Origin of the sequence: Evansella vedderi, assembly GCF_030813435.1 — a bacterium.
Classification (GTDB): domain Bacteria; phylum Bacillota; class Bacilli; order Bacillales; family Salisediminibacteriaceae; genus Evansella; species Evansella vedderi.
Genome location: NZ_JAUSUG010000029.1, coordinates 33567 through 47056, shown reverse-complemented (window position 1 = coordinate 47056; position 13490 = coordinate 33567). Strand labels below are relative to the sequence as shown.

At 39.1% G+C, this 13490-nt stretch carries 17 protein-coding genes; 4 read left to right on the top strand and 13 right to left on the bottom strand.

Annotated elements, in window-relative coordinates:
- Nucleotides 1-142: 142 nt before the first annotated feature.
- From J2S74_RS24375 to ypzF, 4 genes are all read right to left on the bottom strand, one after another.
- Complete coding sequence (locus tag J2S74_RS24375) at nucleotides 143-292, bottom strand: acid-soluble spore protein N (RefSeq protein ID WP_307331412.1); 150 nt, start codon at nucleotides 290-292, stop codon at nucleotides 143-145.
- Between the two features lie 59 nt (nucleotides 293-351).
- Nucleotides 352-483 (bottom strand): FbpB family small basic protein, encoded by a 132-nt coding sequence (locus J2S74_RS24370; protein WP_307331410.1) that lies wholly within the window; start codon nucleotides 481-483, stop codon nucleotides 352-354.
- Nucleotides 484-560: 77 nt separating this feature from the next.
- Entirely contained in the window at nucleotides 561-1277 is a 717-nt protein-coding gene (locus J2S74_RS24365) for a DUF421 domain-containing protein (protein WP_307331409.1), read from the bottom strand.
- 24 nt (nucleotides 1278-1301) lie between these two features.
- Complete coding sequence (ypzF, locus tag J2S74_RS24360) at nucleotides 1302-1433, bottom strand: protein YpzF (RefSeq protein WP_307331407.1); 132 nt, start codon at nucleotides 1431-1433, stop codon at nucleotides 1302-1304.
- A 192-nt stretch (nucleotides 1434-1625) separates the two neighbouring features.
- Between ypzF and J2S74_RS24355 the strand changes: the two genes are divergently transcribed.
- The gene (locus tag J2S74_RS24355; RefSeq protein WP_307331405.1) at nucleotides 1626-1997 is read left to right on the top strand and encodes a hypothetical protein; all 372 of its coding nucleotides are present in this window, start codon (nucleotides 1626-1628) and stop codon (nucleotides 1995-1997) included.
- Between the two features lie 312 nt (nucleotides 1998-2309).
- Here the strand turns inward: J2S74_RS24355 and acnA are convergent, their stop codons facing one another.
- Entirely contained in the window at nucleotides 2310-5024 is a 2715-nt protein-coding gene (gene acnA, locus J2S74_RS24350) for an aconitate hydratase AcnA (protein WP_307331403.1), read from the bottom strand.
- A gap of 250 nt (nucleotides 5025-5274) precedes the next feature.
- On the opposite strand from acnA, the gene sspO reads away from it, so the two are divergent.
- A complete protein-coding gene (gene sspO / locus J2S74_RS24345; RefSeq protein WP_307331401.1) occupies nucleotides 5275-5421 on the top strand; it encodes a small acid-soluble spore protein SspO in 147 nt (48 codons plus the stop codon).
- Between the two features lie 79 nt (nucleotides 5422-5500).
- Here the strand turns inward: sspO and J2S74_RS24340 are convergent, their stop codons facing one another.
- Nucleotides 5501-5755: a hypothetical protein gene (locus tag J2S74_RS24340; protein ID WP_307331399.1), complete on the bottom strand. Its 255-nt coding sequence runs from the start codon at nucleotides 5753-5755 to the stop codon at nucleotides 5501-5503.
- Nucleotides 5756-5932: 177 nt separating this feature from the next.
- Between J2S74_RS24340 and J2S74_RS24335 the strand changes: the two genes are divergently transcribed.
- Complete coding sequence (locus tag J2S74_RS24335; protein ID WP_307331396.1) at nucleotides 5933-6070, top strand: small acid-soluble spore protein P; 138 nt, start codon at nucleotides 5933-5935, stop codon at nucleotides 6068-6070.
- A 99-nt stretch (nucleotides 6071-6169) separates the two neighbouring features.
- Here the strand turns inward: J2S74_RS24335 and selA are convergent, their stop codons facing one another.
- Entirely contained in the window at nucleotides 6170-7594 is a 1425-nt protein-coding gene (selA, locus tag J2S74_RS24330; RefSeq protein ID WP_307331393.1) for an L-seryl-tRNA(Sec) selenium transferase, read from the bottom strand.
- Nucleotides 7595-8188: 594 nt separating this feature from the next.
- The gene (locus tag J2S74_RS24325; RefSeq protein ID WP_370876067.1) at nucleotides 8189-8431 is read right to left on the bottom strand and encodes an Rdx family protein; all 243 of its coding nucleotides are present in this window, start codon (nucleotides 8429-8431) and stop codon (nucleotides 8189-8191) included.
- A gap of 166 nt (nucleotides 8432-8597) precedes the next feature.
- On the opposite strand from J2S74_RS24325, the gene selD reads away from it, so the two are divergent.
- Complete coding sequence (gene selD / locus J2S74_RS24320; protein ID WP_370876069.1) at nucleotides 8598-9668, top strand: selenide, water dikinase SelD; 1071 nt, start codon at nucleotides 8598-8600, stop codon at nucleotides 9666-9668.
- 204 nt (nucleotides 9669-9872) lie between these two features.
- On the opposite strand, the gene J2S74_RS24315 is transcribed toward selD, so the two are convergent.
- The 5 genes from J2S74_RS24315 to J2S74_RS24295 form a co-directional block, all read right to left on the bottom strand.
- On the bottom strand, nucleotides 9873-10268 hold the full coding sequence (locus tag J2S74_RS24315; protein ID WP_307331392.1) for a hypothetical protein: 396 nt from the start codon (nucleotides 10266-10268) through the stop codon (nucleotides 9873-9875).
- A 2-nt stretch (nucleotides 10269-10270) separates the two neighbouring features.
- Nucleotides 10271-11542, bottom strand: a complete 1272-nt coding sequence (locus tag J2S74_RS24310) for an MFS transporter (protein WP_307331389.1) — start codon at nucleotides 11540-11542, stop codon at nucleotides 10271-10273.
- Nucleotides 11543-11640: 98 nt separating this feature from the next.
- Nucleotides 11641-12240: a hypothetical protein gene (locus J2S74_RS24305; RefSeq protein ID WP_307331385.1), complete on the bottom strand. Its 600-nt coding sequence runs from the start codon at nucleotides 12238-12240 to the stop codon at nucleotides 11641-11643.
- A gap of 135 nt (nucleotides 12241-12375) precedes the next feature.
- On the bottom strand, nucleotides 12376-12867 hold the full coding sequence (locus tag J2S74_RS24300) for a YajQ family cyclic di-GMP-binding protein (protein WP_307331382.1): 492 nt from the start codon (nucleotides 12865-12867) through the stop codon (nucleotides 12376-12378).
- Between the two features lie 72 nt (nucleotides 12868-12939).
- The gene (locus tag J2S74_RS24295) at nucleotides 12940-13473 is read right to left on the bottom strand and encodes a DUF4269 domain-containing protein (RefSeq protein WP_307331380.1); all 534 of its coding nucleotides are present in this window, start codon (nucleotides 13471-13473) and stop codon (nucleotides 12940-12942) included.
- Nucleotides 13474-13490: the final 17 nt, after the last annotated feature.

The following is a 13490-nucleotide window of genomic DNA, read 5'->3' as shown; positions in this document are numbered from 1 at the left end:
CCTTTTGTCCAATAAGTATTATTATCTTATGCATACACTCATTTGACAAGTCCTACGATTGTCTTAAAATTTTGTTCAAAAAAAAAGAAGGTGAGGTATAAGGTTACATTCATCCTTTCCTCACCTTCTTATTATTTGTCACTTATTTTCCGTCTCCATGGGGAGGTATATAATTCGGGTTATCGTCACCTTTAGAATTCATTTTCTTCCCTTTGTTGGAGTCGCTCTTTCTTGGTTGTGTTCCTAATTTATTCGGTCGGAACTGTTGGAATTTTGTATAATCAGAAGCCATGCTCCACCCTCCTTCCATATGATTAATATGGCCGGAAGTAAATAATAGAATTCACTTTTTTAGGAGGGTAATCGATCCATATGACGCTTGTCTAAACGACGTTCAATCTTTTCTAACTCCTTTGGATCCTTTAATAATTCTCTTTTATTTTCTTGAATGAGCTCTTCAAAACGCATTTTCTTTTTCATCATAAGTATTCACCTCTACGTTAATTATTTCCATTATTAACAAGAGGTAAACGTTTCTAACATAAAATGGGATAATCGGTCTAGTTTGCCTTTCTATCCTTTCCGCTAATATATACTTTCCCAGCTCCATCCAAGGTCATTAAAAATATTTCTGATGCTCGATGGTATCCATGTTGTTTTATCGTATTTTTGAGCCATACCTCATCAGCAAATTTATCAAGATTTGCTTTAATGATATGCCCATCTTGAATAATAACACTAGGATATCCTTTCGATTGTGGAGATTGCCCCATATCAGAAGGGGTAAGGGAATCGAATTTAGATTTTTTGATGACACTTATTTGTCCATTTGACTCCAGTATGGCATAATCCACTTCCGTTAAATCAATAGCACTTTTAAAGCGCAAATCCATTAATAAGGATTCTACCGTCATCTTTGCTTTTTTCAGCTCATTGTGAAGAATTCTCCCCTTTTCAATCAGGATAATGGGTTCATCCTCAATAACCCTTCTAAAACGAGGCATCTTAAGAGCAATATAAGATAAAAATAAATGTATTGCCCCAATAAATCCTGCAGCAGCAAAAGGGCCGGCTAGCGGTACTTCCCCATCAGCTAACGGTTCCCCCACAACATCCCCAATAATCACTCCGAACAGAAAATCAATAGGATTAATCGTTGTCATGGACCTCTGGCCTAAAATTTTTATTAGTACAAATACGTAGACATAAACGATTGCAGCTCTTAAAACAAAGCCGTAAATCGGAAGATCTTGAGCACCATGCCAAAAATCAAGCATTCCTTCCGTCTCCTTCACGATGAACTAATCATTCTTCATTTTTTTCACTTCATAATCAGCAAATGTTTCAAGCTCCGAAGCATGATTCTTCTTCCCTTGTGCTTTCTTATTATTGTTCCTTTGGGCATTTGCGTTACCCTTCTTTTGTCTTCCCATTTTTTATACAGCCCCTTTCTGAAAAAAAATTGGATACACTAGCGTTAGTATGTGTTCTCTTCCATCAACTATGTAAAGAAGAGGTATATATTTATTTTGGAAAAACTTCTCCTAAATGCGGAAGCATTTTGTTTCATTTTTTTAAATCCTTTACATACACTAACGTAAAAAGTAAAGGACGGTGAACACCCTATGGGCGAGTTTTTAGATCAACTTAAAAATTTTTCTAAACATCTTGGACAAGGAGTTTCTGAACTGTTCAAGCGGGAGTCTAAACGTCCCATCAGAATTCGCGACCTTGCTAACTTGATTATTACTCACCAAGAAAGTAGAAAACAGTCAAAAACATTGCTAGGTCTTGAATTTAACTTTTACCAATTAAAAATGGGTCCTATTACCTTAAAGTTAGAAACAAAAGGAAAAGATGATGATTATATTTTAGAGGTTACTGCCTTGGAAAATGGGGAAGAGTTATTTTCCTATAAAGCCTATGAGGAGGATCAATCATTAAAGGACAAGCATTTATTACCGGAATATGTACACGTTCATTTAGCGGAACAGTAATAATGCTCCTTTCACCACTCAAGAAGTAATACATTGTTCATTTAAACATATCCTCTTTGACATAGCATGGTGAATAAGGGTCTAGCCTGAAAATTCGAATCTAGTTGTCATTCGCTACGGTCCACTCCCTTTCCGCGGACGACCTGTCAAGCCCCCACGGGCTTTGCCCAGTGTGGTCTTGGCTTGCTCGTTCTTCCGCAGGAGTGTCGTGGGTGACCTGCCAAGCCTCCTCGCGACTTCGTCGCTGTGGGGTCTCGGCTATGAATGAATAAAAGGGTACTCCTGAGGAGCACCCTTTATTTTATGCTTATATTACTTCGCTTCGTTTAATGCGTTACGAAGTACCATTTGTAGGATTCCGCCGTGACGGTAGTAATCGATTTCTACTTCGCTATCGAAACGCGCTAGAACTTCGAATGTTGTTTCTTTTCCTGACTCATCCTTCGCTACTACTGTTACATAGTCACGAGGCTTGATGTCATTTGTTACTTTAACTTCAAATGTTTCCTTACCTGTTAATCCAAGTGAATCTGCGCTTTCTCCCTCTTTAAATTGAAGTGGAAGTACACCCATTAACACTAGGTTACTACGGTGGATTCTTTCGAAGCTTTCTGCAATAACTGTTTTAATACCAAGAAGATTTGTACCTTTTGCTGCCCAGTCACGGGAGCTTCCCATACCGTAGTCCTTACCAGCAAGAACTACTAGGCCAGTACCATCTTCTTTGTATTTCATACAAGCATCGTAAATCGCCATAACTTCACCAGTTGGCCAGTAAGTTGTGTAACCGCCCTCTGTTCCTGGAGCCAATTGGTTTTTAATACGGATATTGGCGAAAGTACCGCGCATCATTACCTCATGGTTACCACGACGGGATCCATAAGAGTTGAAGTCAACAGGCTTTAGGCCTTTTTCGATTAAATATTTTCCTGCAGGGCTGTCTTTTGCAATAGAGCCTGCTGGAGAAATGTGGTCCGTAGTTACGGAGTCACCAAACTTACCAACGGCACGTAATCCTGTAAGTTCTTTAACATCTTCCGGATCCGGAGATAAGTTTTCAAAGAACGGAGGATTTTGAATGTAAGTGGATTCTGGGTCAAAGCTGTATAGATCACCCTCTGGGCTTTCTAACTTGTTCCACTCTTCATTATCGTCAAACACGCGCTCATATTGCTTCTTGAATAGTTCTGGAGCAACAGCCTTTTCCATTGCCTCTTGAATTTCAGCGTGACTTGGCCAAATATCACTAAAGAATACATCATTACCATCTTTATCTTGACCAATGACATCATTGTATAAATCAATATCTACCGTTCCAGCTAGTGCATAAGCAACTACTAATGGTGGTGAAGCTAAGTAGTTAGCTTTCACTAATGGGTGGATACGTCCCTCAAAGTTACGGTTACCACTTAATACGGAGGCAACTGTTAAGTCGCTGTCTGCAATTCCTTCTTCGATTTCAGTAGGAAGTGGACCGGAGTTACCGATACATGTTGTACAGCCGTAACCTACTAGGTTAAATCCTAGTTTATCTAAGTAAGGCATTAGCCCAGCATCTTCTAGGTAGCCAGTTACTACTTTTGAACCTGGTGCCAAGCTTGTTTTTACATAAGCAGGCACTTCTAAACCTTTTTCTACAGCTTTTTTCGCTACTAAACCAGAGCCGATCATAACGTATGGGTTAGAAGTGTTCGTACAGCTAGTGATCGCTGCGATAACAACGGAACCTGTTTTTAACGTAGACTCTTGGCCGTTAGGATGCTTAACCGTAGTTTCCTTTTCCACTTCTTCTGGTGCTAGACCGAAGCCTTGGTTTCCTACAGGTGCAGTAAGTGCTTTTCTCCACTCTTGTTTCATATCTGCTAGTGGAATTAAGTCCTGTGGACGCTTAGGACCAGAAAGGTTTGGTTGGATAGTACTTAGATCTACTTCCACTACGTCAGTGAAGATTGGATCTTCTTGGCCTGGAGTATAGAACATTCCGTTAGCTTTGCTGTATTCTTCAACAAGGTTAACTAGCTCTTCGCTACGTCCAGTGAAACGTAAATAGTTTAATGTTTCTTCATCAACTGGGAAGAAACCACAAGTTGCACCATATTCAGGAGCCATATTAGAAATAGTCGCACGGTCAGCGAGGGTCATATCTGTAAGCCCAGGACCGAAGTATTCAACGAATTTACCTACAACTTTTTTCTCACGAAGAATTTGAGTCACTTTAAGTGCTAAGTCAGTTGCAGTAGCTCCTTCTGGTAAAGTTCCAACAAGCTTCACACCGATAACCTCTGGTACTGGGAAGTAAGATGGTTGCTTAAGCATTCCTGCTTCCGCTTCAATACCACCAACACCCCAACCAAGAACTCCAAGACCGTTGATCATCGTCGTGTGGGAGTCGGTACCAACTAGAGAATCTGGGAAAGCAACTGTCTCGCCATCCTTCTCTTCATGCTGGACAACGTTCGCTAAGTACTCTAAGTTAACTTGGTGAACGATCCCTGTTGCAGGAGGAACTGCACGGTAATTGTTAAAGGATTTTTGTGCCCAGTTTAAGAACTTATAACGCTCTTCGTTACGTTGGAATTCTAATTCCATATTACGGAATAAAGAGTTTTCCTTACCGTAGTCATCAACCTGTACAGAGTGATCAATAACAAGGTCCACTGGAATAGCAGGGTTAATTTCGTTAGGGTCCCCCCCCATATCCGCCATTGCTTTTCTTAAGGATGCAAGGTCTACCACCGCTGGTACCCCTGTAAAGTCTTGTAGAATGACACGTGCTGGCTTAAATGGAACATCGATGTTTTTCACTTCATCTGTTCCCCATTTTGCAAGATTTTCCACATGCTCTTCTTTAATTACTTTACCGTCATATTGACGTAATACGGACTCTAAAAGTACTTTAATGGAGTATGGCAGTCTGGATACGTTTCCAACTCCCGCTTCTTCAATTGCTTTTAAATCATAGTAGTTGTACGTCTTACCATTTGCTTCAAACGTACGTTTCGAATTATACAAATTTTCATTCGACATATGTATTCCCTCCTATTCATGTACTATCATATAATACCTATTCAAAATTGTCTAAACACTTCATCTGAAGATTAGCCCTTTTCATTTTACTACAATAACACCAAAACTGTCATAAAATGTTCAAATAAATAATATACACTTTTCTTATACTTTTAGTTTCATTTTCCTTATTGCCATATTTTATGAAAAACTATCTTTGTAAATTAATTTATTCATCTCTGAACAAACTAAAGGTCGGAGGTGTTGAAAAATGTCACATAGAAAAATCACAAACACGCGTCCTGGAATGAATGACGCCAAAACACAAGGGGAAGGTTTTTACGAAAAGGGTCACGTAAACGATCCACTTCCAGAAGAGCAGCGCCAATTTAATAAGAAGACGAAAAAACGTCAATAAAAAACGGGAGACTGATTAGGTCAAAATTACCTTTTCAGTCTCCCACTATTTTTGAAATTTATTAGTGAATTTCTACTTTTTACTCCATTAAATCATGCTTGTACTTCTCAATATCCTTTGAATACATGTCTAATTGCTTTCGCTGGTGCTCAGAAGCAGTTACATGTGCCTTTTGTATAATCTGGACTGCTTCATTTAATTCTTGTTCTGCAATTTTGTGTTGATGCCCATATTCAGCATCTTCCGGATGTAAATTCTCCATAGCCTCTTGTAATTGAACATAGGCTTGCTGTGCCGCTTCAAAGGCTTGACGCTTATTCTTATGATATGGCATGGCCCTTCCCCCTTAGCTTTGTAAAAAATATAATCACTGTTATTGTTTATATTTAGGTATTGTTTATACATTCCATTGTCTGTGAATGAAACGAAGGAGAAACGCGAAAATTAAAAGTGCGTCCCTAATTATTGTTATAAAACGGACGCTTGAAATTATAGGAGGAGGATTTAATAGATGACGGAGAAGAATACGTACAAAGACCAGCGAAGGAATGCATCAAAGAATAAACCAAGTGGACAGCCAGAACCATTATCAGGGTCCCATAAAGTCAAGAAACGAAATCATGTACCTCAAACGGATGGAGAAGGTTAAGTCATTTTGGGTAAATAAATGGAGGTGTCTAGTGCTGGGTCATGAGACACCTCTATTTCTATTTGAATCATGTAAGTGCTTGATGAAAAACAAACCAAGTTATTTCCCTATATTGGCCAAGCTCTCCACTATTAATGGTACTTCTTCTATTGCTATTGTTCGAAAATCAATGAAAACTTGATCATCTTTAATCCGAGTGATGATTGGAACTGGGCCTTCCCTCAAACTTCTCTCTAGTTGTGTAGTGGAAAGTTGAGAGTGAATAACCTTGACCCCCACCGTAGGCCGTTCTACTGTTGGCATCGTTCCCCCACCAACTTGAGATGCATCCGTTGCAACTACTAATTCCAAATTACGCGGCATTCCATTTGTTTTGAGTTCATTAAGAAAGTAATTTACCTTTTCTTCTATTTGTTCCTCTGTCTGCAATATATCCCGGATGGTTGGAATTTTCTCTATTTCTGCTTCTTCATATACATATTGGTACAATGTAGCTTCTAAAGCTGCCAGTGTCATTTTATCCACTCGTAAAACCCGTGCTAAAGGGTGCTTTTTTAATTGCTGTATTAATTCCTTTTTTCCAGCAATAATCCCAGCTTGTGGGCCGCCTAGCAGTTTATCTCCACTAAAGGAAACGATATCAGCACCTTGTGTGAGTGCTTCTTTTACCACTGGTTCCTCTCCAATTCCGTCATGCTTAAATGGAAATAAAGATCCGCTTCCCAAATCTTCATATACAATTAAAAAATCATCTTCCGGTCTTTCGTGTGACTTGGCAATTTCCTTTAATTCCTTAGTAGTAACTTCCTTTGTAAAGCCAACGGTTTTAAAATTGCTCGTATGTACTTTCATTAACATTTTTGTTTGTTCATTAATGGCATTTTCATAATCATATGGGTGAGTTTTATTGGTGGTTCCCACTTCCACGAGGGTGGCGTCACTCTCCTCCATAATGGTGGATACTCGGAAGGATCCACCGATTTCCACTAACTCTCCTCGGGAAACAATAACTTCTCTCCCCTTCCCTAACGCCCTTAAAATCAAATAAACAGCTGCTGCATTGTTATTTACAACCATAGCCGCTTCACTATTCGTTGCTTTTGCTAACAAATCTTGAATGATGTCATGGCGGGAACCTCTCTTCCCAGCAGCAACATCATATTCAAGGGAGCTGTAGTTTTTGGATGTTTCCACTACTCGCTCAATGGCGGCATCACTTAACCTCGCCCGGCCAAGGTTAGTATGGAGCACGGTGCCTGTCCCATTGATTAACCGTTGCAACCGGTAAGGAACATAGTTCCTGTGCTTTTGAGCTAATCCATTTAGAACTTCATTTAAAAGTTCCTCTCTTGAAACATCGTTATATTGTTTTTCATTATGTAAAATACTTTCCCGTAATCGACTAATTTCCTCCTGAACCCACTCCTTTAAGAGAAGTTTAGGAAGGCTTTGGACTAACTCTCTATACATATCCGATTGCTGCACCTCATGTACCGCAGGGAGCATCCTTATTACTTGTGTCATCATTAATCTCTCCATATTGAATATTTTTCCACTTATTTTTTTATTTAAAATGGTTCATCATAATAACTGAAGAGGGAGTTAATAAACTCTTTCTTCTTATAGAGAAGATACAGCAAGGGATTCGACGTAAGAAACCTTGAGGGGTGGTTCGCTTGTACAAGTAACAGGCAACAGACATTCAAGGAAAGAATACGATCGAAAATGAGGTGTTTCCAAAAGACAAACATCGCTTTTACCCCATAGGACGCAGTATCGACTCTTAGGAAAGGTGGTCTTTACGGCCACCTTTCTTTTTTTATATAGCTTTTTTTAAAAATAAGTTTTGCTTGGTTACGCTACAGGCGGACGCTTTTCGCTTCTCCAAGCTTTTTAAAAATGGCAACAAAGTTGACGTAAAATTCCTGTGACAACTACTTCCTCTTACTTTTTAATTCTGTACGTTCTATATCATTTATAAACAGAACATCCTAAAGTCTACTTTATATTTTTTCTATATAAAAATTAATTCTCCTCCATTTGATTATACTAAAGTCTGTATTGTGAAAAAAATATAAAAACCCTGACTCGATTGGTCAGGGTGATCATCTTTTGAAACTACAGTTGTTCCATTTTTGAAATAATTTCCTGTGGTTCAGGAAATTGTCCAGTTTCCAGCTTGGAGTAAATTTTTTCACCATTTACGGTTACTTCAAAAGCTCCACCGGAACTTGTAACTAGGTTTAGGTTCTCAATTTTTGAACGGAAATGATTGTAAAGTTCTTCTGCGAGACTCGCAGCTTTTGGTGCAAAGTTTCACTGTTGGCAGAATTCTACTTGAATTTTGTATTCGTGTTCCATGTTTTAATGTCCCCTTTATGTGAATATTTTGTGAACGATTCAGTATCATTCTATAATAGGATGAGTTATAAATTCAAAAAACATGCTCATACTTCGTCAAAAATCATTACTAGAGCTGGAAAATGTATTACTTTAGACAAATGTAAAATGTTATTGTATGTTACCAATGGAGGTGTTTTTTGTGGAAAATCAAAATCAAGAAATAAGATTAACAGCACTATCTACAAAAGCTGGTTGAGGATGTAAAATTGGTCCAAGCGACCTGGCGCAAGTTTTGCGTCATTTACCAAAATCAACGAAAGACGAAAAACTTCTTGTTGGACATGAAACTTCTGATGATGCTGGGGTTTATCAGTTAACAGAGGATATTGCCTTAATTCAAACGGTGGATTATTTTACACCAATCGTGGACGACCCATATATGTTTGGACAAATTGCTGCAGCCAATGCCCTAAGTGATGTATACGCCATGGGCGGTGTGCCGAAAACGGTTTTAAATATCGTCGGCTTCCCAATTAAGAAGCTGCCCCATGAAGTTTTGGCTCAAATACTTAAGGGGGCTTCTGATAAGGTGGACGAGTCTGGCGCGGTTATTGCTGGAGGACATTCCATCGATGATCAAGAGCCTAAATTTGGTCTAAGTGTAACAGGTGTAGTACACCCTAGCCGTATTTTTAAAAATGTCGGTGCCCAAGTGGGAGACAAGCTCGTCTTAACGAAGCCAATCGGGGTTGGTATATTAACTACTGGTATTAAACGGGATAAAACAACGCCGGAGCAGGAAGAAGTCGTTACCCATACAATGGCCGAATTAAACAAAGTAGCCGGGGAATCATTAGACTCTTTCCACCCACATGCTGTAACAGATATTACTGGCTTCGGATTGTTGGGACATTCCTTTGAAATGGCCAATGGCAGTGATGTGAGCTTTGAGATCAATTATGAAGACGTGCCAATGCTTGACGGAACTCGTGAACTTGCGGAACAAGGTGTTGTTCCTGGAGGAAGTAAAGCAAACCACCAATGGCTGGCGGAGTGTGTAGACTATGGGGATTCGTTAGAAGAAGTGGATCAATTCACCTTATGCGACGCCATTACCTCAGGAGGATTATTAGTGAGTCTCCCAGCAGATGAAGCGGAAGCGTATGTAACGGAATTGAACAGTAAAGGCGTTTCTAAAGCTGCCATTATCGGTACTGTCGTTGAAAAGGGAGAAAAATCTATTTACGTGAAATAAGATAGGGGAGCTATTATTGGTGAACTATGGATGGCAATTATTCTAATATGGTAGCTTCTTTTGTGAAGTTCGGTAACATTCTAAGGTCGAATGTTACCGAATTTTATTTTGGTTTTAAATTTGGGTAACGATTTCCTGTTAAAAGTTACCCAAAACTATATTTGTTCTTCATTTCGGTAACTTTCTGCCCGACTCTCATTTTACTCACTCGTTTTTATTGGCTTTAGAACTAATCAAATGCACGGCATTGAATAAATGGGATAAAGCGATAATACCCAATACTATGGGAAAGGCAATGTGTAATGCTGAGTGGTAAAATTGAAAGGCGAGAATAACGGAAAATACCGCTAATAATACACTAAACCCTAAATCCACCCATTTGTTTAATTTTTTATACACATCTAATAGGGTATGAATTTGCGTTAAAATTAACAGCAATACGATTAGATGAACCATGTTCGCTGTTACGACTCCGGCAATGGTAAAGTTGTTGGTCGCAAGTCCCGTTAGGATGTAAACAAAATAAGCAATGACAATGGTGATGAGAAGTATAATTTGATAAGTGCGGTATCCTTTTGTATATTTCCTGTCTTTTTTCATGACTATCCCTCTAACTCTTTATTTTTCAATAAAAAATACATGATAAAGCAGCATAACAGCTGTACTACTAAAAATACAATATATGGCAGCCTTAAGGCCATTTCCCTAGCAACTACAAATTCTCCTAGTGTGACAATTAAGCCTCCAAGCATCATCCCGATGGGGCTCATCCCCCAGGAGACGAAGCGAAAAACACTTAGCACTCTTCCTAATAATTCCTCTGGGACGATCCGCTGCAGTAATGATAGGCGGAAAACATTCCAAATGACAACGGCAAAGTTTCCGATTATGAAAAGAACGGCAACGATAACCCAATTATTTAAAAATCCAACAGAACCTAAGGCAACTCCAGTAATAAGTACCGACAAAAGCATCCCTTGCTTCGTTCCTAATTTATTTTTTAAAAAGCCAGCAAGCTGTCCGCCAATGATAGCTCCCACGGCAGCAATTACCATTAACATGCCAAAGCCCGCAGGACCGAGACCAAGGTTTTCCTGAATGAAGAGAACTTGAATAGCAATGATAGAAGCAAAAGAAGTGGTCAATCCGATATTCAACAGGGCTAACCCCCGCAACAGAGGATGATTCCAAACCCACTTCACCCCTTCGAGGAGCTCGTCTTTGACTCTTTTTTTCCCTTTCTTTTCTGATGGCGCCGTACTCCGCTTCTGATACGCACCACGGATGGATAATAAGATAGGGATGGTTAACAAAGCCGTTGCCGCATCCAGCATTAGTGGTACGAAAAGTCCTAAAGAAAGGAGGAGTCCGCCTATCCCCTTACCAATGATGTCATCCATGGTGGTAATGGAAGTTACCATATAGCCATTCGCCCGTTCCAGCTGATCACGGCCCACCACCGTTGGGATCGTCGTTTGTGCCGTACTGTCAAAAATAACTTTGGCAACTCCAATGAAGAATGTGGCCAATATGAGGATCGGAATATTCACCCAGTTTTGAAAAACGATAAACGCAAGGAAACTTAAGACAATTCCCCGAAAAGCACTAGTCATAACCATTAAAGTCTGATGGGATACCCTGTCAATGAGTAATCCTACTGGTATGCTAAATAGTAGCCATGGTAAAACCATTGCTGCAGAAACCAATGCTATGTAAAAGGCATTATCTGTTAACGTGGTAGCAATCCAGGGAATTGCCAACAATGTTAGTCCATCCCCTAGCATTGTCAAAGAAACTCCACTTAGGAGCTTATTAAAATTGCTTCCAAGTGGTTTCTTTTTTGGAGATTCCTCTTTAACCATTGATTGTGGCAACCTCTTCCCCCCTTACAAAAACATATTAGTGTGTGCCCATGATTCATTTAGCGTAATGGAACACATAGAAAAAACAGGGGTTACGTTTCCCTCTGCTTTCATTTAATATCAACTAATTCCTTGTAACGAACTCTTTCATCGTCCTCATAAATTTTATCCCAATAAAGTAGACCAATATTTGAAGCAATATAAAAATATTCTGTTCCTACATAATCTCTAGAAGAAATGGTTTTTTTAATTTGAACTACTTCCTCGATTGTTCCAAAAGAAAATCCATAATCTTCTATAATATCTACAATTTCATACTTTTCTGTACTAGATGAATGGGTTCCAGGATCTAAAACATTCGATTCCCATCTATCACCAACTTCTAGTGGTTTAGATAAAATAAGGGGTGATGTATTAGATGTTACAAATGTTATTTCTGTTGTGTTCTTGGATTCAGTTAAATGAATTTCAGTTTCCCAACCATCTTCAAAAGTAACAGTACCTAAGAGATTCTTCTTTTGCGTTAAATCATCACTTGGAATAGAAGTGTAATGAATACTGATGAATAAGTCTGTAATCGGATACTTATAAGTATAAACCTTCCCTTCCTCAGGAAGATAACTTAAAGCATGATTAGAACTATATAATTGAAAAAGATAAAAGCCAGATAGTAAAAAAATAATAATCAAACTTAAAAACCTCAAGGACATGAGTCAATCCTCCAAAACATAAAAGATGCCCCCACTAGGATGGAAGATGTTAAAGGGGGCGTCAATCTATCACCTAATGGGTAATATTTGTCAGTTGACAGGCCCCCTCTCTTTAACCATCGCGAAGTATGTAATCTAACGGTAATTAATAAATTGAACATCAATTGGCAGGTCGGCTTCTCGGATGGCCGCAATTACCTTCTGCAGGTCGTCGCGACTCTTCCCTGTTACGCGAATTTGGTCGTCCTGTACCTGGCTTTTTACTTTAAGTCCACTGTTTTTAATAAGGGTATTGATCTTCTTCGCTTGCTCTTTGTCGATTCCTTGGATCAACTTTGCCCGTTGGCGCACAGTACCGCCAGAAGCCCCTTCCAATTTTCCATAATCCAAATTTTTAATGGAAACGCCACGCTTTATTAGCTTGCTAATTAAAACATCCTTTAGTTGCTCTAGCTTGTACTCATCATCAGAAACCAAAACAAGCTCTTCGTTTTCAAGGGTGATACTGCTCTTACTCCCTTTAAAATCGTAACGTGTGGAAATCTCTTTCGTAGCCATTGTTACAGCGTTAGTAACCTCCGAAAAATCTACTTGTGAAACAATATCAAATGAGCTATCTTTTGCCATGATTTACCTCCAACATGTTATTTCCTTCATTATAGTTGATAATTCCCTTCGTATTCAACTAAAATGAAGGGGTTATGTGATAATACCCCTTTCCTTTCCATACATGATAAGCCCTTCATACGGGTCACCTTCCAAACCTAGCACCTTGCAAAATGCAGGTTCCGTTTTATAACCTTGTTTCTTTAGAGCGATAATTTCTTCCCTAATAGGGGGATTTTTCCTCAACAAAGTGTTTTCTATGATCATATGCAAATACGCATATTGTTCAGTGACCAAAACGTCTTGACCGAATAATTCAAATTCGAACCCACCGTAAAGGAAATTCGCCTTCATTACGGGATTCCCCCTGATATGTGTCTTTTTTATCCTGAACCCCTCGTGGCAACCATACAATGCTACTATTGATTTCTCGAAAGCATCGAAATTCTTCACTTCCATAATAATGTCTAAGTCTGAATTATCTATGTCGATATTAATAGGCAAAGTACCACAAAGAACAGGCGTATATTCCTCTAAATCTATTAGTAACCCAAGGGCATGCATAGCTTTGTAAGCTAATTGCTGCCTTGGATTACCTTCTTTCAAATAATCAATCGATAGAAACATATAAGCCCCCTTAACGC